Below are 19772 nucleotides of genomic sequence, written 5' to 3'. Positions count from 1 at the left end.
AATTTTAAAATTTTTGCGAATTTATAGAAATAGTTATATATTTTTAATAAATTTAGAGTAAAATTATATAAAATTTTATATGCAAAGGAGCTTAAATGAAAGAGATTTATCCAACTGGCTTCGCGCCGAAAAAGGCGCATTATGCGCCGGGCATCCTAGATGACGACGGTACGCTCTATGTCTCGGGGCAGCTAAGCGTGGATCCGCACACGGAAGCCATCCCGGAGGGTCTTGCTGAGCAAACCGCGCAGGCTCTAAGCAACGTTGCGGCAGTGCTCGCCGCCGCAGGTGCGGATAAAGGCGACGTGCGGATGTGCCGCGTCTATACACCCGATGTCGCGAACTGGGACGTGATCGACGAGCAGTATGCGCTGTTTTTCGGCGCGCACAAGCCCGCTCGCGTCGTGGTGCCGACTACGGCTCTACACTTCGGTTGCCTCGTAGAGATCGAGGCCGTCGCAAAAATCAAAGAAAGAAAATAGGAGCGAAAATGAGCGATTTCATCTGCACGGGCTGCGGTAAGCACGCGGCCATCGATACTTTGAGCTATAAATGCGGCTGCGGCGGGCTGTATAAGCTAAACTCCGATGCGCTCAAATTTAACCCTGCGCTCGTAGATCAAAGCGAGTTTAACATCTTTAGATACCGCAGGTTTATGGGTATCGACACGGCTAAATTTAGAGAAATTTCGATGGGCGAGGGGCTTACGGCGAGCGTGAAATTCGGCGAAGAACTTTACCTCAAGCTCGATTACGCGATGCCTACGCTTTCGTTCAAAGACCGCGGCGCGGCGGTTTTGGTGCTGCACGCCAAAAATATCGGCGTAAAAAAAGTCCTGCAAGACTCCAGCGGCAACGCGGGCAATGCCGTGGCGGCGTACTGCGCTCGCGCGGGCATCGAGTGCGAAATTTACGTTCCGAAGGGCACGTCGCCTAAAAAGATCGATATGATTAAAAGCCACGGCGCGCACGTCACGGTGTCTGACGGCAGCCGCGACGAAACGGCGGATGCGTGCCGCAAAAAGGCCGCGGATGATCAAATTTATTACGCTAACCACGTTTATAATCCGATCTTTTACGAGGGCACGAAGAGCTACGTTTATGAGATCTACGAGCAGCTGGGCAGGGTGCCGCGCAATATCTTCATCCCCGTGGGCAACGGTACGCTGCTGCTGGGCGCTCAAGCGGCGCTGGGCGAGCTATATGAGGGCGGTCTTATCGAGGCGCTGCCAAAAATTTTCATCGTTCAGGGCGAGCGTTGCGCTCCGCTTTTTGACGCTAAAGGTGCGGCGCGTATGATAGAACCGCAGCCGACGCTGGCGGAGGGCATCGCGATTGCAAGACCGATGCGTGCGGGCGAAATTCTCGGCTCTAGCTACGCGGGCGAGCGCGAGGTGATCTTAGCGAGCGAGAGCGACATACTGCCTGCTAGAGCGGCTCTTGCGCGCGGCGGATTTTACGTCGAGCACACGACCGCGGCTACCTACGCGGCATATCTGCGCTACAAAGAAAGCTGCGATCTGCAAGGAGATAGCATCATCCCGCTTTGCGGCGCGGGGCTAAAGAGCGATCATTAAATTTAAGCGCTCGGCGTGGAATTTACGCGGCTGGTTAGCGGCGAGGAATTTAAAATTTTGCAGCTTTAAATTTAGCGAGTATATGAGCCGATGTTTTAGCGAGATATTTAAAATTTGCGGCGCATAGGCTTTTAAATTTAAATTTGCATAGAAGCGCGGGTATGAGCCTTAGCCTTGGTGTGATGCAATGATACGGCGCATTTTATGGACGACTTTGCCGCTAGCTGGATTTGTAAAATTTTATCTGTCGATAGCTGGACGGCCGCCTCTTAAATTTGAAATTACGGTCAAAATTTATAGAAATTAGCCTGTAAGGTGCGGCGCTATCCGCCCGTTTCGTTTATAAAATTTAGCCATTTTTATCGCTCTTGGCGATACATATCGGCGGCGAAATTTTACGACAGCCGCGGCAAAGAGCAGCCATTTTATAGATGATTTGATACGCCTGTCAGATAGCGCGATCTGTGCGCAGACCTCAGAGAAGGATATACGCTAGTGATAGAACTCAACTTTTCCATGGCCTAGCTTCTAGCAGCGCGATATACAAGTGCTCAAATCGATTGCAGGTATGGAATTTTGAAGGACGCAGGGGCGCGGAGGCGCGCGATAAAATTAAGGAAAGTAAAACCAAATCGATGCCGTACCGGCTTAAATGAAGTGAAAAGATACGCGATAAAATTCCAAGCCGCGATTAAAATTCTACGTGAAAGCCCCATGCGCGGTATGATCCGAAACCATTTTAAACGCCAAATTCTTAATAAAAATTCTGCGCAAGAGACTTCTTGCACAGATGATAAATTTGCATGGTTATTTCGAATTTTCTTTAGCGATGCGCGTAAATTTAAGCACAAATTCGCTTTTCGCCGCAGTATAGGCGTCGCGGTCGAACTCGAAGCGCTTGCAAAGCTCTAATTTAAGCGCCTCGTACTGCGCGGCGATATCCGCATTCGCCCGCAAAAAATCTCTAAAAAATGTCTCATCTGTATCGCCGAAATTTCGCAGATGCACATGAAAAACGCGCTCGGCAAACCCCGCTTCGGTGTAGCCCTTATTTAGGCTGCAGCGGCTCTCGCTTTCGTTCATTAGCAGATAGCCCGCCTCTATCAGGCGCTGCTTGGCGGCGGCAATATCCGAGCACTCGATCAAAATATCTACGATCGGCTTCGCACAGATCCCGCTTACCGCGGTGCTGCCGATATGGTGGATCTTGATCTCGCCATGATCTTGCAGCAGGTCGCGCAGAATTTCGCGCTCCTGCCTAAAGTATTCGCCCCAGCGCGGATCGTGCGGCACGAGACGTATCGGAAAGAGCCGCCACAGCTCTTGCAGGCTCATTGAAAGGAGTTTATTGCTCATCTAGCTCCCGAGTGTTGGGTGAAATTCGAATGAATGGCGGGTAGATAGGGATTCGAACCCCAGAAGGCTGACGCCTTACGCGCTTTCGAGGCGCGCTCCTTCGACCGCTCGGACATCTACCCGAATGAAAATGTAATTTAAGCCAAAAATGGCTTAATAACAGATTTAAAAATGAAATTCCGCGCGAAATTTTGCCTGATTTTGCGGGCGGGGGTTGAAATTTAACGGCGCAAATTTAGATTTCGTTTTAAATCTATGGCTTAAGGTACGACCCGGCGCGGCTTTGGGCATAAAATTTGCTTTCGCGCATAGTTTTGGGCACGGAATTTTACCGCTTTATGGATGAAATTTTACGCAAAAGCATATCGTCGCGGCGGCGAAAAATCACTCGCCGTTTATAAATTTCATGCGCCGCCCTACAAAACCGAGATAAAAATTTTGATCTCGTCTCCGCCGTAAAATTCAAAATCCGTTCCAAACGCTCTTTTTAGTTCGCCCACCTCAAAAAAGCTCCAAATTTTGCTCCAAAATTTTGCTACGTTTTGCGGCTCATTTGGGAAACTAAAAACGGCGTATTTGCCGCTTTTGATCTCCAAGGCTTCGTCGCTGCGGGGCGCTTTGGTGCCGATAAAGATATCGTAAAGTCCGTCGGCGCCGTTTTCGTAATCGTAATAGATGCCGTAAATCTCGCTCTGCCCGTCATAGCACTCTTTCATAAATTTCGCCCACAGCGCGGGAATTTTACCACTCCCGCCTAGCTCGTCCGCATTTTTCGTGCGGGCTTTTAACCCATAAATTTTATAAATCCGTCTAAATACGAAATTTTGATTTTTTCGCTCAAATTTTACCCTTTCCGCTACTGCTCTAAAAGCCCCCTTGCTTCTTTTGCGATCGCGACGTCGGTGAAGCCGAAAAGCTTAAACAGCTCGCTCGCGTTGCCGCTCTCGCCGAAGCTTTGCATGCCGTGTACCGCGTCTGCAAATTTATACCATTCAAGCGCGCTTGCAGCCTCGACGGCTAAAATTTTAGTTTGCGGCTCTAGGATTTGCGTCAGATAATCAGCATCCTGCTCGCACAAAAGCTCGAAGCACGGCGCGCTTACGACGTTTGCGCCGATGCCTTGCTCTTGTAGGATCGCCGCCGCTTTTAGGCAGAGCGAGACTTCGCTGCCGCTTGCGATGAGCGTGATCTGCGCCTCTTTGCTCTGCCTTAGCAGATACGCGCCGTTTTGCACGTCGCCCAAAACCGCCTTAGGCAGCGGCTCAAGCCCTTGGCGCGAGCAGACGAACGCCGCGGGGGCATTTAGAGTGAGCGCCGCGCGCCAGCATTTTACGTTTTCGTTACCGTCTGCGGGGCGGAAGGTGTAGAAGCCGGGCATTGCGCGGAAGGTGCTAAGCTGCTCGATAGGCTCGTGCGTCGGCCCGTCCTCGCCCACGCCGATGCTGTCGTGCGTGAAGACGAAATAGTGGCGCAAGCCCATCAGCGCCGCGAGTCGCGCGCCCGTTTTTAGATAGTCGCTAAAGATAAAAAACGTCGCGCTGAACGGGATGAAAAGCCCGTATCTAGCAAAGGCGTTGCCGATCGCCGCCATCGCGTGCTCGCGGATGCCGAAGTGTAAATTTTTGCCGCACGGAAAGTCGCCACCGCCTTTTAGCTCGGTCTTATTAGACGCCGCCAAATCGGCGCTTCCGCCTAAAAAGCCGGGCACTGCGTTTGCGATAGCGTTTAAAATTTTACCGTTGCTATCGCGCGTAGCGACCTTAAGCCCGCTAAAATCGGGAAATTCTATCTTGCTAAAATCGGGATTTAAAAGCTCGTTTAGAAGCGCTCTTTTTTCATCGCTTAGCTTTGCGAGCTTCTCCTTCCAAAGCCGCTCTTCCAAATCGCCCTTTTCGACTGCAGCGCGCGTTTCAAAAAGCACGTCCTCGCTTACGACGAAGCTTTGGGCGGGATCAAAGCCTAGACTTTGCTTAGCGCGCGCAAGCAGCTCCTCTCCAAGCGGAGCGCCGTGCGTCTTAGCCCTGCCCTCAAGCTCTAGTGCGCCCTTGCCGATCGTGGTGTTTGCGATGATGAGGTAGGGTTTGGTTTTGTTTTTGACCTCGTCAAGGACGAATTCTATCTGATCGAAATTATGCCCGTCGATGCGCGCGACCTCGAAGCCTTGCGCTTCAAATCGCACCTTTACGTCCTCAAACCATGCGATATCGGTGCTACCGTCGATCGTGATGCCGTTAGAATCATAAATTATCGTAAGATTGTCGAGGTTGTGTCTGCCCGCAAGCGCGCACGCTTCGTAGCTGATGCCCTCCTGCAGATCGCCGTCGCCGCAGAAGCAATAGACGCGGTGATCGATGATCTCGTTGCCCTCCTCGTTGAGCAGATATGCGGCGTATTTTGCGGCCATCGCAAATCCGACTGCGTTTGCGACGCCCTGTCCGAGCGGTCCGGTAGCGATCTCGACGCCCGGGGTAGTGATCTCCGGGTGGCCCGGGGTTTTGGAGTGCAGGCGCCTGAAGCTTTTGAGATCGTCCATGCTCAAATCATATCCGCTAAGGTAGAGGTAACTATACACCAGCGCGCTTGCGTGCCCGCCTGAGAATACGACGCGGTCGCGGTTCAGCCACGCGGGATTTTTGGGATTGTGGCGGACCTTGCTCATAAAGACGCTCATTACGTCGCTTAGCCCCATCGGCGTGCCGGGATGGCCCGAGTTAGCGCTTTGGATCATATCCGCGCTTAGAAATTTGATCGTGTTTGAAATTTTACTTAGCTGCTCGCTCGACATTTTTCATCCTTTCAGGTATTTTTCTATCAAATTTAAAACCAAATCGCGTAGGCTTTCGTCATAGCCGCTCATCGCGCCGCTTACCTCGTCTATTAGGCGCTGCTTGTAGCTTCTAGCGCCCGCAAGACCTAGTAAATTTACGAAGGAATTTTTCGCGCCGTCCGCCCCTACGGGTTTGCCTGCGCTTGCCTCGTCGCCCGTGGCGTCGATGATATCATCCTCGATCTGAAATATGAGACCTAGCTTCAGCCCGATCTTATAAAGCTCATGCGAAAGCTCATCCTTTAACCCGCCGATTATGGCGCCTAGCTCAAACGCTGCGGCGATGAGCGCGCCCGTTTTGTGCAGATGCAAAAACTCAAGCTCGCTTTGTTTTAGTGGGCTGTTTTCAAAACGGCAATCGATCGCCTGACCGAGCACCATGCCGCTACTGCCTGCGTTTCGCGCTAGAGTTTTAATACATTTTATCTTAATCTCGTCGCTTAGGTTCGCGCTCGCGGCGATCAAAAACGCGTCGGTATTTAGCGCGTCGCCCACCAAAATCGCTGTGACCTCGTCGTATTTTTTATGCAGGCTTGGCCGCCCGCGACGCAGATCCGCATCGTCCATCGCGGGCAGATCGTCGTGTATGAGCGAGTAGGTGTGGATCATCTCAAGCGCCATCGCGATCGCCAGCGCGCCCTCAAAGCGCCGCTCATCCACCGTCGAGACGACGCCTAGCAGCAGCTGCGCGCGAAAGTGCTTGCCGCCCGCTTGCAGCATGTAATTGAGTGCCTCCTCGAAGTACGGATGAAAGCTCGGCGCCTTCAGCTCGTTGTGCTTCAAGTAGTCTTTAAATTTTTCTAAAATATCCATCGATCCTACCTTGCGGTTTTGATTTGCTCTGCTTGGGCGCGCCCTTGACGAATGCAAATTCGCGCCCTTCGAATGCCTTTTCGTCGCGCAGCTTAGACTTTGCTGTCGCAAGCCGTTTGTACGTCGCGTAGAAGTAATCATGCCGCTTAAAATTTTAAATTTTAATTTCCCTAGCTTTACGCAGTGCGCGAGGCGAAGGATGCTCCGCTTTTTTTAGCCGCATCTTACGCTCGATTTGCTCGCGGATGTCGCGCAACGGCTCGCCCGCTTTGCATTTAAGCCGTGCGAGTTAAATTTTACTTTGCGCTGCAGCGTAGCAGCTCGCCGAAATTTTAGAATTTGCCCTCGTGCCGCCCGTTAAATTTGACTGATTTGCTAAGGTTAAAATTTAATAACCTCGCGTCAAATCAAGCGAGCCGTGCTTTATGCAAACCGTATCGCCACAAAATCTAAATTTAACGCCGCCTTATAAAATCGGGCTTCATTTAGTTCGCTGTAGAAGCCGCTCGCTCCGTAGAATCCAAACCGCTCGCTAGGCGGGAAGTAGTCGCCCTCTCTAAAAAGCCTATTTTCACCATTTTTGAACTACGCTTAGCCCTTATTGCCAAGCAGATCACCCAATCCGCCGAGCCCTCCTAGCATGGACGCTGCGGCGCCTTTCTTTTCGTTTTCGACAAGTTTTATCGCGTCGCCTATCGCCGAGATTAGCAGGATCTGCAAGCTCTCTTTGTCGTTAAAAAGGCTGTCGTCGATGCTTAGATCGAGCACCTCGCCCGCGCCGTTTAGCCTGATGGCGACCATGCCCGCGCCCGATTTTACGGTAAATTCCTTGCGCGCATTCTCCTCCTCGATCTGCTTAGCCTTGGCCTGCATCTGATCGAGCATCTGCCCCATTTTCGAAAAATCCATTCCTTCAAACATCTTTACTCCGTTATTTCGTTTTTTTCGTTTACCTGCACGATTTTTGGCTCGAAATTTTTCGCTTTTTTGGCGCTCATCTGAGCGTAGGCCACGATGATGACGACGTCGCCGACGCAGACTTTGCGCGCAGCTGCGCCGTTTAGGCAGATCTCGCCCTTTTTCTCACCGCGGATCACGTATGTAGCGAAGCGCTCGCCGTTATTGACGTTTAGTATTTCGACTTTTTGGTATTCGCAAAGCCCCGCAGCCTCGATGAGCTCGGGTCCGATCGTAATGGAGCCCACGTAGTTTAGGTTGGCGTCCGTCACGCGCGCGCGGTGGATTTTGCTTGATAAAATTTCGATTTTCATCGGCCGTCCTTTAAATTTAGTCTAAATTTGACTCGCCTCGCGCCGCGACGAGCTCACTCACGACCTGCTTGTCGTTGAAAGGATGCTTCACGCCCTTGATCTCCTGGTAGGTCTCGTCGCCCTTGCCCAAAATAGCGATCATCTCGCCGTTTTTGGCAAGATCTAGTGCGCGCGCGATCGCCTCCTTGCGATCCGTGATCTTTAAAATTTTATCCTTTCGGCGCATACCGGCGCAAATTTGATCAATGATTTCGTCCGGATCCTCGCTGCGCGGATTATCGCTCGTAACGATGCAAAATTTAGCAAAGTGCTCGGCGATGGCGCCCATTTTCGGACGCTTGCCGTGGTCGCGATCGCCTCCTGCGCCGAAAACCGCGATAATCTCGCCGCTTGCGCGTAGCGCGTTTAGCACCTTTTCGATGCCGTCCGGGGTATGAGCAAAATCGACGATTACAAGCGGATTTTTATTTACGATCTGTACGCGACCCTCGACGCCGCCGAAGTTTGCCAGGGCTTTTGCGATCTTTTCGTTCGGCAGCTTGGTTAGAATTTTAACCGCCGCAAACGCCGCGGTAAGGTTGTAGAGATTAAATTCGCCGATGAGATCGCTTTGAAGTTGAGCATTATCGCCGTTTGGAGTACGCACGAGCGCGTCGATGCCGCCCTTTAGCCCGTATCCGCTCACGCCGAAGCTCGCGGCGTTTTTGATGCCGTAGGTAAGGGCGTTTGCAGAGTTAAATTTAATATGTTCGTCGTCGGCGTTTATGAGCTTGGGAGCGTCGTCTGCGAAAAACGAGCTCTTGACCGCGGCGTATTCTTGCATGCTGCCGTGATAATCGAGATGGTCTTGACTTAAATTCGTAAAAATTTTAAGCGTAAATTCTAATCCTTCGATGCGATTTTGCGCGATTGCGTGCGAGCTAACCTCCATGACGAAATACTTGCAGCTCTGCTTGCTAGCTTCGTAAAGATAGCTCATCGTCTTAAAAACTGAGCTCGTCGTAAGCCCCTTCTCATCGATCCTGCACTCGTTTATAAAGGCGCCGCGCGTGCCGCTTAGACCGCAGCTAAAGCCCAGATCCAGCAGCGTCGAGTAGATCGCCGCCGCGGTCGTCGTTTTGCCGTTCGTACCGGTGATGCCTACGATTTTGATACGTGGATCGATCTTTAAAAGCTCCTTTGCTTGCGCGATAGAGATGATCTGCGCACTTTTTTGCGCCGCTTCGGCTTGGAATTTAGCGTTCGCGTCCGTGCGCATAAAAAAGCAGCCTGCCTCGCACTCGGCGGAGTTGTCGGTGATAAAGCTATTTTCGAGTCGTATTTTCATGATTTTTGATTTTTTGCATCAACGCTTCGAAGCGCTCATCGCCTGCGTATGCGGCGGCCGAGCTCTCGACGTAATTAAGCCCCATCTCGTAGTAGCCGTTTTCTATCAAATTTTCTAAAAATTCTATCATCTCGCTTTTGTCCGAAATGGCGATTTTGGAGGAAAAAATGATCGATTCGAAGGCGTCTTTAAAGCCTCTTTGGCCTACCGCGCGCATAAAATCGGCATACGCGATAACGGCGATCTCATCCTCGGCGCCGGGCTCGGAAGCCGCTTCATTCGCGATCTTTTCGTTGATGGAGTTTAAAATTTTAAAAAGCTCCGCAGTCTGGGTTTTGGGGCTGAGGTTATAAAAATCAAAGAGCATAAGCGCTTCTTCGCGGTCTGCCAGCGCGGTCTGGCAAAGCTCAAGCAAAAATAGAATTTCCTCCTCGCCGCTTTTTTCGTAGGCGAGCGAAAAATACAGCTTCGCAAGCTCAAATTCTCCGCGCGAAAAGGCTTTTAGCCCCAGCTTTTTATAATTCAAACTCTTCGCCTTCGGGGATGTTTACGACGCTAAGCTCGGGGTGAATATCCATGCGAAGCTGGCGCTCGACGCCGTATTTTAGGGTCTGCGCACTTGCGGCGCAGCCGTGGCAATGCCCGGTAAGGCGGACATAGACGATGCCGTCTTTTATGCCTAAAAGTTTCATATCGCCGCCGTCGTTTTGCAGCATCGGTCGGATTAGCTCCAAGCTGCCTTGTACCGGGGCTAGAAGCTCTTCGTCTGTAAATGGTATCATTAAAATTCCTTATTTTAGTTTTGGCGCATTATATCCAAAAGCGATAAAAAAAGGCTTATCGGGGATGAAATTTAATCTGAAATTTTGCGCGAGGGCGCGGATTTTGCGTAATGGCTCGCAAAGAATTTTATACGGCGCGAACGGCGAGCCGCGATTTTAAAATTTTATCGATTCGCAATGGCGAAGTACGCGCAAATCATCTGGCTTGCGTATATTTAAATTTAGACTATTTGCGCTATAAATTTGGGATGAAATTTCAGCCAGACCGAGGGCTAAATTTGAAAAGGAATTTTGCTTGAGCGGTAGGTAAAATTTAAAGCGGAACTCTCTAAATTTAATTAGAATAAGCGCCGATACGATTAAATTTTTATAAAAAATAGATTTCGATCTTAATCGTAAATTTTGCGGGATATGAAAGATTGGGCGGCGAATATTATTTTAAAGCTCGCAGATGAAATTTACGCTACATTTTATATCGATCGCGGCTGTGAAATTTTAGCGCAGGCGCGTGCAGTCACGGCAAAATTTCTATCGGCGTGCCGATTTTCACGTGTTCAAAAAGCTCGTCCATATCGTCATTGACGAGCGCTATGCAGCCCTCCGTCCAGTCGCCGAACGCCGCGATACTCTGCCCTAGGTAGCTAAATTTGTTCGGTAGCCCGTGGATTTTGATATCGCCACCTGCGCTCTTGCCGAGGGATTTTGCGTGTGCTACGTCGGCTTTATTCGGATAGGAGATGCCTAAATTTAGATGATACGCCGAGTTTGGATTTTTGCCGTTTATGGTGTAGTTGCCCTCCGGGGTTTTGCCGTCGCCTTGAACTTCTTTGTGTCCTTCTGGCTCGCGTCCGAGGGCGATTTTATAGCTTTTTGCGATGCCTTTTGAAGTTAAAATTTCAAGAATTCGTTTGGATTTATAGACGCGGATTTTAGAAATTTGCTCGCCGTCCAATGCTTGCTTTAGCGGAATTTCGGAGTTGATCGTTTCGATATTTTTATAGCTAAGATAATTGTCCAATGCCCACGCTAGACCCGCAGCGATGATAATAAGCGGGAGTAAAATTTTAAATTTCATAGAAGAAATTTCGGGAGCGATCCCGAAATTTTATTTGCTGATTAGCTCAATATAAGCCATCTCTGCGGCGTCCCCCTTGCGAAGGCGGGTTTTGATGATGCGAGTGTAGCCGCCGTTTACGCCCGCGTATTTTGGAGCGATCTCGGTGACTAGCTTATTTGTCGCAACCTTATCCTGAAGCGCCGCGAAAACAAATCTATGCGCCTCGCTGTCGCCCTTGCGCGCGCGAGTTATTAGCTTCTCGGCATAGCTTCTTAGCTCTTTTGCCTTAGGAAGCGTAGTTTCGATCTTGCCGCTAGTAACTAAAGCGATGGTTAAATTTTTAAGCAGGGCAGCACGGTGAGACGAAGTGCGCCCTAGCTTCCTATATCCGTGATTATGTCTCATTTATTGTCCTTCATTCTTTTGTCTTTGAGCCTTCAGCTCGTCAAGCTTGCGTTTTAGCTGCTCTTTTTTATCGCCGAGCTCTTGGTTGCCGATAGGATAACCTATCTCCTCCATAACGGCTTTGATTTCCTCGAGCGATTTTTTACCTAAATTTTTAAGGTCTTTAAGCTCGCTCTCTTCCATAATCGCTAGCTCGCCGATAAATCTAATATCCGCGCGATCCAGGCAGTTAAAGCTTCGCGCGCTTAGGCTTAGATTGCTAACGCTCTCAAAAAGCTTTGCAAACTCGGAATTTGCAGGAATCGCTCTACCGAAAGTATCCGCAGCGCTGATATTTACGATGCCTTTGAAAACCGCCAGCTGCTGATACATCGCTTCAAGCGCGTTTTTAAACGCATCTATCGCGCTGATCTGGCCGTCGGTAGTGATCGTAAAGACCACCTTTTCGTAGTCGGGATTATCCTCTACGAATACGTTTTCGATATCGTAAACAGCTTTGGTTACCGGGGTAAAAAACGCATCCAGCGCGATAAAATCAGCGTCTAAATTTTCTCTGATCTCTTCGCTTGGGACGTAGCCGATACCCTTTTCGATGATGAGCGTAAATTTAAGATCGGCATCCTCGTTTATCGTAGCTAGATAAGCGCTTGGATTTACGATCTCTACGGCGTCGTTGTTTAGGTCGCTGCCGTAAATTTCTTTAGGCCCTTTGAAGCTGTATTCTACGACCTCGCGTAGGGAATCGCCCTTGATTTTAAACCTTAAGCCCTTTAAATTTATGATAAAAGCCGCCATATCCTCGAGCATGCCGCGCATGCTGTCGAATTCGTGGCTTACGCCTTCGATTTTAACCGCAGTCGGCGCAAAACCGACCGTGCTCGTATAAAGTAACCTTCGTAAAGGATGAGCTAGAGTGACGGCATATCCCGTTTCAAAGGGATATGCTATGATTTTAGCAACATTTTCGCTGACATTCTCAACCTTTATTTCAGTTGGCATATGAGCTGATGTTGTGATTTTTCTCATATTAGCACCTACTATTTCGAGTAAAGCTCTACGATAAATCTTTCCTCTACAGGAATAACAACTTCTTCTCTCTCCGGAACTCTAGAAAAAATTCCGTATCTTTTCTCTTTTTCTACGTCTACCCACGCTACGATGCCGGTCTGTGCCGTAAGATCCAGCGCTCTTGAAATTTGCGGGTTATTTTTGCTCTTTTCGATCACTTCGATCTTTTGTCCTGCGCGGACGCTGTATGAAGGGATATCGACGCGCTTGCCGTCTACTAAAATGTGTCCGTGCGTAACGAGCTGGCGCGCAAAGCGTCTAGTCGTAGCAAATCCCATGCGGTAAACGACGTTATCTAGCCTCTGCTCTAAAAGCTGAACTAAGATCGCTCCAGTGTTACCCTCTCTACGAGCCGCTTCGGCAAATAGCCTGCGGAACTGCTTCTCGCTTACGCCGTACATAAATTTAGCCTTTTGTTTCTCGCGAAGCTGTGAGCCGTATTCGCTTAGTTTAGCGCGTCTTTGTCCGTGCTGACCCGGAGCGTAAGGGCGTTTTAAAAGCGCGCTCTTGCCCGCAAGCCTTCTTTCGCCTTTCATAAATAGATCGACGCCGAGCCTTCTTTCTAATTTTTCAACCGGTCCTGTATATCTAGCCATAAATTTCTCCTTTTATAATTACACGCGACGTCGTTTAGGCGGTCTGCAACCGTTGTGCGCAAGAGGAGTGATATCTTTGAAATATGTAACTTTAATCCCTTCTACGCTACCTACGCTTTTAACGGCGGTCTCGCGTCCGCTTCCCGGACCCTGAACCTTGACGCCTACCTCTTTGATGCCGTGCTCTTTGGCTTTGTTTAGCGCGTCCTCGACGGCTTGCTGCGCCGCATAAGGGGTGGATTTTTTGCTGCCTTTAAAATTTAAAGCGCCCGCACTGCTCCACGCGATCGCATTACCCATCTCATCCGTTACGGTTATCATAGTGTTGTTAAACGTAGCGGAGATGTAAACTATGCCTTTGGCGATATTTTTTCTGACGGTTTTTTTCTTAACTACTTTTTTTTGTGCCATATCTCAATCCTTATTTAGCTGCCGCGCCGACGGTTTTGCGTTTGCCTTTTCTGGTTCTGGCGTTCGTTTTTGTTTTTTGACCGCGAACAGGAAGGCCTTTTCTGTGTCTTAAGCCGCGATAGCCGCCCAAGTCCATAAGCGCTTTTATATCCATAGCCACTTGTTTGCGAAGATCGCCTTCGACCATATAGTGCTCTTGGATCTCTTTTCTGATAGCGGCGGCTTCATCTTCGCTCAGATCGGCGACTCTTTTATCGTAAGAAATTCCTGCCGCATCGAGAATTTTTCTCGACGTAAATAAACCTATACCGTAGATATAAGTTAGTCCGTATTCAATCCTTTTTTTCTTTGGTAGATCTACACCTGCGATACGAGCCATAACTTATCCTTGTCTTTGTTTATGTTTTGGATTTTCACAAATAACGTGAACAACACCTTTGCGCTTGACAATTTTGCATTTGTCGCACATTTTCTTAACGGATGGACGAACTTTCATTCCACTCTCCTAAAATTTTCTCCACTTTAAATGCAAACTGCACCTAGGTTTAATGAAATTTCAAAAGCGAAAGTATCAAACCAACTGTTTTCAAAATAGTGGGGATTTTGAAAACACTTCTTCCTACAGTTTAGTCGCAAAATCACGAGTATATCTAAATTTAACTTTATCCTTACTTATAGCGGTAGGTGATCCTGCCTTTATCGAGGCTGTAAGGGGTCAGCTCGACTTTTACGCGATCGCCGGGCATTATCTTGATGTAGTGCATTCGCATCTTGCCCGCGATATGACATAAAATCACGTGTTTGTTGTCTAGCTCAACCTTAAAAGTCGCGTTCGGTAGCGCTTCTATGACGTTGCCGTCGATCTCTATGACGTCGTCTTTTGCCACAAATTCTCCTTTCTTTTAAATTTAAAAAGGGCGATTATATAGAATTTAAAATTTTAAACAGCTTAAAAGAAATTTAAAATAAGCAAAATTTCAGATTTATTTCGCTACGCGCGCACTGTTTTTGAAAAAGCGAGGCGGCGCTCTTTTTAAAATTTTAGTATAATGGCTCAAAAATTTTAAAGGAAAAACATGAAATGGCAAGACGGCAGACGAAGCTCGAACGTAGAGGATGACCGCGCAAGCAGCATGCGCACGAGCTCCGGCTCGCTTGGGATGCTGATTCCGATCATCAGGTTTTTGCTCGGCTCAAAGATCGGGCGCATAGTGCTCGTAATCGGCGCGGTGGCGTATTTTATGGGCTACAACCCTTTGGCGCTTTTAGACAGGGGCGCTAGCACGCAAAGAGAGCCGACGGACAGCCCGCAGGAGCAAGAAAAGCTCGCCTTCGTCTCGGCGGTGCTAGCCCAAACCGAGGACGTTTGGGGCGAGATATTTAAAAGCGTGGGCGCGCGCTACGAGGAGCCCGGCTTGCGGCTCTTTCGCGATCAGATAGCAAGCGGCTGCGGCTTTGCGAGCGCGCAGACGGGACCTTTTTATTGCCCGAGGGACCGCAAAATTTATCTGGATCTCAGTTTTTTCGACGAGCTTGCGAACAAATACAAAGCGGGCGGCGACTTCGCGCAGGCCTACGTCATCGCGCACGAAGTAGGGCATCACGTTCAAAATTTAGTCGGCACGCTGGAACAGGTCGCCGCTCTAAAAAGGCGCGCTCGCAGCGAAGCCGAGCAAAACGCGCTTCAGGTTAAAGTCGAGCTACAGGCGGACTGCTACGCTGGGGTCTGGGCGCACTATCTCGCAAAAGCAGGGCGCGTGCTGGAGGCAGGCGACATCGACGAGGCGCTAAATGCCGCCAGCGCGATCGGCGACGATACGTTGCAACGCAAATTTAGCGGTCGCGTCGTGCCTGATTCCTTCACGCACGGCACCTCGGCACAGCGCAAAGAGTGGTTTAAAAAGGGCTTAACGGGCGGAAACCTAAAAGCCTGCTCGTTTGAGCCGTAAGGAGTGGGCTTTGAGCTAGCTTGCGGGCTAGATAAAGGCGGCTTAAATTTTAAAATTTAGCTCTAAAATGAGGGCTTGCCTTTTAGCATAAAATTTTTATCAAGATATATGCGAGTAGACTCGCTACAGGCAAAACGCTTGTTTTAATTTAAAATTTTTTACCCGCGCCGCTTTTTGTGCCTAAATTTTTTAAAAATTCCGCGTACTCCGCCGCGCCTTTTTCTATCTGTTCGGCGCTACTTTCGTAATCGACGCCCGGCGTCTCCTCGGCGCCGTAAAACGCGAAAAATCCGCGCCAGTCGGCATGAAAATAGTAACGGAATGCGAGCTGAAACGGCGCTAAAATCTGCTCCATCGTGAAATGATACCGCCCGCTAGGTGCGTAGTCGGCGCGCTTGATACCCGCACTCACCGCCAGCGCCACGGCGCGCCTACGCATGCCCTCGCTCATGCGCCCGTAGGCAAACCCATACGTCATCGTCGCATCGATCCAGCTTTTTAAAATCGCGGGCGAGGAGAAATTATGCAGCGGAAATTGCAGCACCAGCGCGTCGTGGGCTTTGATTATCGCGCGCTAGCGCTCGCCGTCTATTTCGCCGCTAGGATACTCGCGCGCTAGGTCGCGCACGGTGAAGCTTTGCGCGGCGGCCTCTTTCAAAAAGCGCTTGTTTATGAGCGAATTTTTAATGTCTGGATGGGCTAAAATGATTAAGTTTTTCATATTTTTCCTTTAAAATTTTATTTTGGGGCGATAAATTTGCCGCTAAAATTGCAGTTATAGCTCTGCCTAAAATTCAATTTTCAAATGAGAAGCAGAATTCTGAGGCAAAATTTCAAGACAAAATTTTAATGCTGAAATTTCGACGCTTAAATTTGACGCCGAAATTCCGTAGCAAATTTCAGTGCATAAATTTCATAATTAAAGCTTAGCGCTCAAATACGCCAGAGCCCCGCTTCAAAACGCCGCCTAGCGCTTTATTTCCCCACAGCTAGCAGATCCGCGAGCACCTTTGCGGCGTGATCCTTTGCCTTGACGCTTTTATAGACTTTCAAAATTTTGCCGTCCGCACCGATCAGAAAGGTCGAGCGCACGATGCCCAGATACTCGCGCCCGTAGTTTTTGCGTACCTGCCATGCGCCGTATAGCTTGGCTACCTCGTGCTGCGGATCGCTCAGCAGGATGTGCTTTAGGCTCTGCTTGGCGATGAAGCCCGCGTGGGATTTGGCGCTGTCGGGACTGATGCCGACGATCACGCAACCCTCGGCGATGAAATCATCGTACGCGGCGCTAAATTCGCACGCTTCGGTCGTGCAGCCGGGGGTGTTATCCTTGGGGTAAAAATACAGCGCAACCCGCTTGCCCGCGAAGTCCTTTAGCGCGACGCTCGCGCCGTCGGCGTTTTGCAAGCTAAACTCGGGCGCCGCATCTCCTGCTTGCAGCGTGATTTTGCGCTCGCGATCCTCTGCGCTGAACTCGCCTTCGATCTGTGTTTTTCTCTGCATATCGTGTCCTTTTTTTGAAATTTTCGGTCTCGTAGCCCGAATTGCAGCTAAATTTTAATCTTTTTTCATAAATTTATCCTTGCTTGGATGAAATTTTGCTCCGTGCCGCAGCTGCGCGCGATCGGGTGGATCGCAAGTGAGATCGTTCCAGACAACAAGAGCGGGTCAGGGGCTTGCTTTGCGGCACGCATAAAAACATTTTGTTGCACATGCCTTGAGGCAGTATGGTACGAGAGCGCTTCGTATCTATCGCGCCTCACAAATCCCATTCCTCACAAGCAAAATAACGCCTCGCTTTCGCAAGTCCTCTTAATCTACTTTTAGCTTTTTAACGATATGATTCTGCAAATTTTAACAAAGGAAATAACATGAAAACGCTCGTGATCTTATCGCATCCTAATTTCGCCGCCTCGCGCGTAAACAAAGCCTTGTCGCAGGTAGCAAAGTCCGCCGCGGACGCTAAGGTGCGCCATTTGGAGGGGCTTTACGGCCTAGATATCGCGCGCATAGACGCCCGCGCAGAGCAAGACGCGCTAGCGGCTGCCGAGCGCGTCGTATTTTTGTACCCGATGTACTGGCTAAACGTGCCGCCTATGCTAAAAGCCTATATCGATATCGTCTTTTCGCATGAGCTGGTGGGTTCCGGCGCGCTTAAAGGCAAGGTCTTGCAGCTTGCGCTAAGCGTCAGCACTCCGCTTGGCGAATACTCCAAACAGGGCGCTATCGGCTTTAGCTTGGATGAAATTTTAACGCCGCTTAAGATCACGGCAAACTATTGCGGGATGGACTTTGCCGTGCCGTTTATCAGCAGTGGATTTGAGCCGGGCGAGTTTGGCGACGATGCCGTATATGCCGCAGCTGCACGCTTTGGTAAGCTTTTACGAGGCGAGTTGAGTCCCGGCGAGTATCAAATTTAGCAAAGCAAATGCCCGCTATCCGCGGCTACGAGCCAAAATTTTAGGAGAGTGATTTTATTCGCGGAATCCACGCCTTTTAACGAGCCGATCGGTAAAAGCTCAAAAACGCTCGGGTTTAGGGCGAGGTGATCGGTTCGATGATCTGTCCGTGCTGCTATCTATCGGCGGGCGCAGTTAGTGCGTGCCGATATGATCTAGATCGGCATACTTTCAGTGTGGACATTTACGCGAGGATCGGTCGCTACTGCGTAAAGCGGCGGCGTGTCACGAGCGCGTAAAATATGAAAGCGCATTGCTATAAGCGAGCGAGCGGGGCAAGAGCGAGTTTGCGTTTCATAAATATCTCGCGTGAGTGGGCTTACGTGCTGCATAGATGCAAAGCCTGCGCAAAATGCGCACTGCGGTAAAAGGTAAAATAGGTAAGACCGTTCTTGGTGTGATTGGGGCTGGATGTCGCCGCGCGGGGTGTATCTGCGCGCATGAGAGAAAAGAGCACTTATAGCGCGATTTGAGCTGCTACGAAATTTGATTTATCAAAAGAGATTTTTGAAGAAGGAGCAGAATTTATAAAATTTTGCTCCTTGATTTTGTGATGTTTAAAGCGCGCGCATCGCTATAGCACGCACCGTTACGCCTGATTATTTTACGCCGACTATGATTTGAGTAGCTTTGATGATTGCAGTTACTTCATCATCTTTTTTAAGCGCTAAATTTTTAACCGATTCGTTTGTGACGGTTGCGCTTAAATTTTCGCCGCCGGCGCTTCTGACGCTGATCTCGGCATTTACCGCGCCCTCTTTAACGGCAGTGATTTTGCCCTTTATTTGGTTGGTCGCGCTTAAGCGTAGATCGTTCTCGCCTTTGGAGATGATGACGCTTGGGGCTTTGAATAAAAATACTGCCTCTTTGCCGGCTTTTAAATCCAAAGTTTTTTCAGAATCAACCGTCACGGTTGCTTTTAGCACGTCGCCGCCTCTGGTTTTAGCTGTGATTAGCGAATTTACCGCACCTGTTTTTACGTCGCTGATTACGACGTGAAGCTGATTTCTAGCACTGATTGCCATTGTTTCTCCTTGTAAAAAATTACGAGCAATGTTAGCGGCAAATCCTTAAATGAAATTTAAAAATGCTGCATGTAAGAAATTAGTTTGATTTGTTGCGAATTTATATTAAGCCCACTTTTTAAATTCCTAGCTTGCATTATTAAAAGTAGCGTTAAAAAATAGATGAAATTCTAAATTTGCATATATTAAATCGAGTTATTTTCCTTGAAATTTTATTGCTCTTTATAAAATTCTGCGTTTTTTTAGAGTTCTGGCGCAAAATTTAGCGTTTGTTTTATGCTCATTTGCAAAGTGTACATCCGGATAGAAAATTTATCTCAAATCGCGTCTGGCAAGGCTTTAAAAGCACTCCGCTCACACCTGTTCGCTGAATTTTACGCCTCGCGCATTGGTTTTACGAGTGGATTTTGGTGATCGAGGCGGTTTTACATTTGCTTTAAAATATGGCGAGCAATGCGCTTTGAGCGCAAAATTTTAGTGCACCTTGCTTTGCAGAAAATCGCGCAGAATCATCGCGTGGTTGCAGTGCTCGTCCTTTGCGGCGTATAGCAGCGTGACGACCGGCTCGTTTTTAACCTTTTTCAAAAATTCAGCTACGGCGGGATTTTGCTCAAGTTCGGCTAGGTAAAGCTCCTTAAAATGGGCGAAATTCTCAGGTTTATGCGCGAAAAGCTTGCGTATTTCGGTGCTAGGCGTTATGTCCTTTGCCCACATATCAAGCTCCAGCGTGTCTTTTTTTATGCCACGCGGCCATAGCCTATCACAAAGCACGCGAAAACCATCCTCTTCCTCCGCGCTCTCATAGACGCGCTTAATTTTAAATTTTGTCATAGTTTGCTCCTTTAAATTT

The 19772-nt window shown here is 49.1% G+C and carries 27 protein-coding genes and 1 tRNA gene; 4 read left to right on the top strand and 24 right to left on the bottom strand.

The features are described from left to right. The first annotated feature begins 95 nt into the window (after positions 1-95). On the top strand, positions 96-482 hold the full coding sequence (locus Q0095_RS00285) for a RidA family protein (protein ID WP_297880284.1): 387 nt from the start codon (positions 96-98) through the stop codon (positions 480-482). Positions 483-490: 8 nt separating this feature from the next. Further along, the gene (locus Q0095_RS00280; protein WP_297880282.1) at positions 491-1576 is read left to right on the top strand and encodes a threonine synthase; all 1086 of its coding nucleotides are present in this window, start codon (positions 491-493) and stop codon (positions 1574-1576) included. A gap of 807 nt (positions 1577-2383) precedes the next feature. Here Q0095_RS00280 and Q0095_RS00275 read toward each other — a convergent pair. The 18 genes from Q0095_RS00275 to infA form a co-directional block, all read right to left on the bottom strand. Then, positions 2384-2932, bottom strand: coding sequence for a GrpB family protein (locus tag Q0095_RS00275; protein ID WP_297880280.1), 549 nt, complete (start codon positions 2930-2932; stop codon positions 2384-2386). A 34-nt stretch (positions 2933-2966) separates the two neighbouring features. Next, positions 2967-3054: transfer RNA gene (locus Q0095_RS00270), tRNA-Ser, on the bottom strand. A gap of 294 nt (positions 3055-3348) precedes the next feature. Continuing rightward, positions 3349-3672, bottom strand: a complete 324-nt coding sequence (locus Q0095_RS00265) for a GyrI-like domain-containing protein (RefSeq protein ID WP_297880286.1) — start codon at positions 3670-3672, stop codon at positions 3349-3351. Between the two features lie 116 nt (positions 3673-3788). Further along, entirely contained in the window at positions 3789-5717 is a 1929-nt protein-coding gene (gene tkt / locus Q0095_RS00260; protein ID WP_297880278.1) for a transketolase, read from the bottom strand. Positions 5718-5720: 3 nt separating this feature from the next. Next, positions 5721-6572 carry a polyprenyl synthetase family protein gene (locus Q0095_RS00255; protein ID WP_297880277.1) on the bottom strand — a complete coding sequence of 284 codons (852 nt, stop codon included), beginning with the start codon at positions 6570-6572 and terminating at the stop codon, positions 5721-5723. Positions 6573-7163: 591 nt separating this feature from the next. Further along, a complete protein-coding gene (locus Q0095_RS00250; protein ID WP_297880275.1) occupies positions 7164-7493 on the bottom strand; it encodes a YbaB/EbfC family nucleoid-associated protein in 330 nt (109 codons plus the stop codon). 2 nt (positions 7494-7495) lie between these two features. Continuing rightward, entirely contained in the window at positions 7496-7843 is a 348-nt protein-coding gene (gene panD, locus Q0095_RS00245) for an aspartate 1-decarboxylase (RefSeq protein WP_297880273.1), read from the bottom strand. Positions 7844-7859: 16 nt separating this feature from the next. Next, complete coding sequence (locus Q0095_RS00240; protein ID WP_297880271.1) at positions 7860-9170, bottom strand: UDP-N-acetylmuramoyl-L-alanyl-D-glutamate--2,6-diaminopimelate ligase; 1311 nt, start codon at positions 9168-9170, stop codon at positions 7860-7862. Further along, complete coding sequence (locus tag Q0095_RS00235; protein ID WP_297880268.1) at positions 9148-9696, bottom strand: histidine kinase; 549 nt, start codon at positions 9694-9696, stop codon at positions 9148-9150. The genes Q0095_RS00240 and Q0095_RS00235 overlap by 23 nt, the downstream gene beginning before the upstream one ends. Then, positions 9686-9952, bottom strand: coding sequence for a NifU family protein (locus tag Q0095_RS00230; protein ID WP_297880266.1), 267 nt, complete (start codon positions 9950-9952; stop codon positions 9686-9688). The genes Q0095_RS00235 and Q0095_RS00230 overlap by 11 nt, the downstream gene beginning before the upstream one ends. 514 nt (positions 9953-10466) lie before the next feature. Then, entirely contained in the window at positions 10467-11027 is a 561-nt protein-coding gene (locus Q0095_RS00225; protein ID WP_297880264.1) for a L,D-transpeptidase family protein, read from the bottom strand. Positions 11028-11057: 30 nt separating this feature from the next. Then, positions 11058-11414: a 50S ribosomal protein L17 gene (gene rplQ, locus Q0095_RS00220; RefSeq protein WP_297880262.1), complete on the bottom strand. Its 357-nt coding sequence runs from the start codon at positions 11412-11414 to the stop codon at positions 11058-11060. After that, the gene (locus Q0095_RS00215; RefSeq protein WP_177387178.1) at positions 11415-12440 is read right to left on the bottom strand and encodes a DNA-directed RNA polymerase subunit alpha; all 1026 of its coding nucleotides are present in this window, start codon (positions 12438-12440) and stop codon (positions 11415-11417) included. A gap of 11 nt (positions 12441-12451) precedes the next feature. After that, entirely contained in the window at positions 12452-13078 is a 627-nt protein-coding gene (rpsD, locus tag Q0095_RS00210) for a 30S ribosomal protein S4 (protein WP_005869858.1), read from the bottom strand. Positions 13079-13096: 18 nt separating this feature from the next. After that, a complete protein-coding gene (rpsK, locus tag Q0095_RS00205; RefSeq protein WP_177387174.1) occupies positions 13097-13489 on the bottom strand; it encodes a 30S ribosomal protein S11 in 393 nt (130 codons plus the stop codon). 10 nt (positions 13490-13499) lie between these two features. After that, positions 13500-13868 (bottom strand): 30S ribosomal protein S13, encoded by a 369-nt coding sequence (rpsM, locus tag Q0095_RS00200; RefSeq protein WP_005869856.1) that lies wholly within the window; start codon positions 13866-13868, stop codon positions 13500-13502. A 3-nt stretch (positions 13869-13871) separates the two neighbouring features. Further along, complete coding sequence (gene rpmJ / locus Q0095_RS00195; protein WP_005869855.1) at positions 13872-13985, bottom strand: 50S ribosomal protein L36; 114 nt, start codon at positions 13983-13985, stop codon at positions 13872-13874. 172 nt (positions 13986-14157) lie between these two features. After that, positions 14158-14376 (bottom strand): translation initiation factor IF-1, encoded by a 219-nt coding sequence (infA, locus tag Q0095_RS00190; RefSeq protein ID WP_005869854.1) that lies wholly within the window; start codon positions 14374-14376, stop codon positions 14158-14160. A gap of 189 nt (positions 14377-14565) precedes the next feature. Here infA and Q0095_RS00185 point away from each other — a divergent pair, with 189 nt between their 5' ends. Next, positions 14566-15438, top strand: a complete 873-nt coding sequence (locus Q0095_RS00185) for a neutral zinc metallopeptidase (protein WP_297880258.1) — start codon at positions 14566-14568, stop codon at positions 15436-15438. A gap of 148 nt (positions 15439-15586) precedes the next feature. On the opposite strand, the gene Q0095_RS00180 is transcribed toward Q0095_RS00185, so the two are convergent. The 4 genes from Q0095_RS00180 to Q0095_RS00170 all read right to left on the bottom strand — a co-directional run bounded on the left by Q0095_RS00180 (position 15587) and on the right by Q0095_RS00170 (position 17201). Further along, positions 15587-16003 (bottom strand): NAD(P)H-dependent oxidoreductase, encoded by a 417-nt coding sequence (locus Q0095_RS00180; RefSeq protein ID WP_366805845.1) that lies wholly within the window; start codon positions 16001-16003, stop codon positions 15587-15589. A gap of 9 nt (positions 16004-16012) precedes the next feature. Beyond that, positions 16013-16159: a hypothetical protein gene (locus Q0095_RS10205; RefSeq protein ID WP_366805837.1), complete on the bottom strand. Its 147-nt coding sequence runs from the start codon at positions 16157-16159 to the stop codon at positions 16013-16015. A 254-nt stretch (positions 16160-16413) separates the two neighbouring features. Then, positions 16414-16941, bottom strand: a complete 528-nt coding sequence (gene bcp / locus Q0095_RS00175) for a thioredoxin-dependent thiol peroxidase (RefSeq protein WP_297880257.1) — start codon at positions 16939-16941, stop codon at positions 16414-16416. A 65-nt stretch (positions 16942-17006) separates the two neighbouring features. Continuing rightward, a complete protein-coding gene (locus Q0095_RS00170) occupies positions 17007-17201 on the bottom strand; it encodes a hypothetical protein (protein WP_297880255.1) in 195 nt (64 codons plus the stop codon). A gap of 108 nt (positions 17202-17309) precedes the next feature. On the opposite strand from Q0095_RS00170, the gene Q0095_RS00165 reads away from it, so the two are divergent. Next, positions 17310-17858 (top strand): NAD(P)H-dependent oxidoreductase, encoded by a 549-nt coding sequence (locus Q0095_RS00165; RefSeq protein ID WP_297880253.1) that lies wholly within the window; start codon positions 17310-17312, stop codon positions 17856-17858. A 638-nt stretch (positions 17859-18496) separates the two neighbouring features. On the opposite strand, the gene Q0095_RS00160 is transcribed toward Q0095_RS00165, so the two are convergent. Beyond that, positions 18497-18922: a TOBE domain-containing protein gene (locus Q0095_RS00160; RefSeq protein WP_297880251.1), complete on the bottom strand. Its 426-nt coding sequence runs from the start codon at positions 18920-18922 to the stop codon at positions 18497-18499. A 474-nt stretch (positions 18923-19396) separates the two neighbouring features. After that, entirely contained in the window at positions 19397-19753 is a 357-nt protein-coding gene (locus tag Q0095_RS00155; RefSeq protein WP_297880249.1) for a DUF488 family protein, read from the bottom strand. Positions 19754-19772: the final 19 nt, after the last annotated feature.

Source organism: uncultured Campylobacter sp., from assembly GCF_938045535.1.
Lineage (GTDB): Bacteria > Campylobacterota > Campylobacteria > Campylobacterales > Campylobacteraceae > Campylobacter_B.
This window is presented reverse-complemented; position numbering and strand designations above follow the sequence as displayed.

Coding starts and splice junctions, on each gene's coding strand:
- Q0095_RS00285 (WP_297880284.1), top strand. CDS start 96: ATGAAAGAGATTTATCCAACTGGCTTCGCGCCGAAAAAGGCGCATTAT.
- Q0095_RS00165 (WP_297880253.1), top strand. CDS start 17,310: ATGAAAACGCTCGTGATCTTATCGCATCCTAATTTCGCCGCCTCGCGC.
- rpsM (WP_005869856.1), bottom strand. CDS start 13,868: ATGGCTCGTATCGCAGGTGTAGATCTACCAAAGAAAAAAAGGATTGAA.
- Q0095_RS00230 (WP_297880266.1), bottom strand. CDS start 9,952: ATGATACCATTTACAGACGAAGAGCTTCTAGCCCCGGTACAAGGCAGC.
- bcp (WP_297880257.1), bottom strand. CDS start 16,941: ATGCAGAGAAAAACACAGATCGAAGGCGAGTTCAGCGCAGAGGATCGC.
- Q0095_RS00185 (WP_297880258.1), top strand. CDS start 14,566: ATGAAATGGCAAGACGGCAGACGAAGCTCGAACGTAGAGGATGACCGC.
- Q0095_RS00275 (WP_297880280.1), bottom strand. CDS start 2,932: ATGAGCAATAAACTCCTTTCAATGAGCCTGCAAGAGCTGTGGCGGCTC.
- Q0095_RS00250 (WP_297880275.1), bottom strand. CDS start 7,493: ATGTTTGAAGGAATGGATTTTTCGAAAATGGGGCAGATGCTCGATCAG.
- Q0095_RS00160 (WP_297880251.1), bottom strand. CDS start 18,922: ATGGCAATCAGTGCTAGAAATCAGCTTCACGTCGTAATCAGCGACGTA.
- panD (WP_297880273.1), bottom strand. CDS start 7,843: ATGAAAATCGAAATTTTATCAAGCAAAATCCACCGCGCGCGCGTGACG.
- Q0095_RS00225 (WP_297880264.1), bottom strand. CDS start 11,027: ATGAAATTTAAAATTTTACTCCCGCTTATTATCATCGCTGCGGGTCTA.
- Q0095_RS10205 (WP_366805837.1), bottom strand. CDS start 16,159: ATGAAAAACTTAATCATTTTAGCCCATCCAGACATTAAAAATTCGCTC.
- Q0095_RS00215 (WP_177387178.1), bottom strand. CDS start 12,440: ATGAGAAAAATCACAACATCAGCTCATATGCCAACTGAAATAAAGGTT.
- rpsK (WP_177387174.1), bottom strand. CDS start 13,489: ATGGCACAAAAAAAAGTAGTTAAGAAAAAAACCGTCAGAAAAAATATC.
- tkt (WP_297880278.1), bottom strand. CDS start 5,717: ATGTCGAGCGAGCAGCTAAGTAAAATTTCAAACACGATCAAATTTCTA.
- rplQ (WP_297880262.1), bottom strand. CDS start 11,414: ATGAGACATAATCACGGATATAGGAAGCTAGGGCGCACTTCGTCTCAC.
- Q0095_RS00280 (WP_297880282.1), top strand. CDS start 491: ATGAGCGATTTCATCTGCACGGGCTGCGGTAAGCACGCGGCCATCGAT.
- Q0095_RS00155 (WP_297880249.1), bottom strand. CDS start 19,753: ATGACAAAATTTAAAATTAAGCGCGTCTATGAGAGCGCGGAGGAAGAG.
- Q0095_RS00240 (WP_297880271.1), bottom strand. CDS start 9,170: ATGAAAATACGACTCGAAAATAGCTTTATCACCGACAACTCCGCCGAG.
- Q0095_RS00255 (WP_297880277.1), bottom strand. CDS start 6,572: ATGGATATTTTAGAAAAATTTAAAGACTACTTGAAGCACAACGAGCTG.
- rpsD (WP_005869858.1), bottom strand. CDS start 13,078: ATGGCTAGATATACAGGACCGGTTGAAAAATTAGAAAGAAGGCTCGGC.
- rpmJ (WP_005869855.1), bottom strand. CDS start 13,985: ATGAAAGTTCGTCCATCCGTTAAGAAAATGTGCGACAAATGCAAAATT.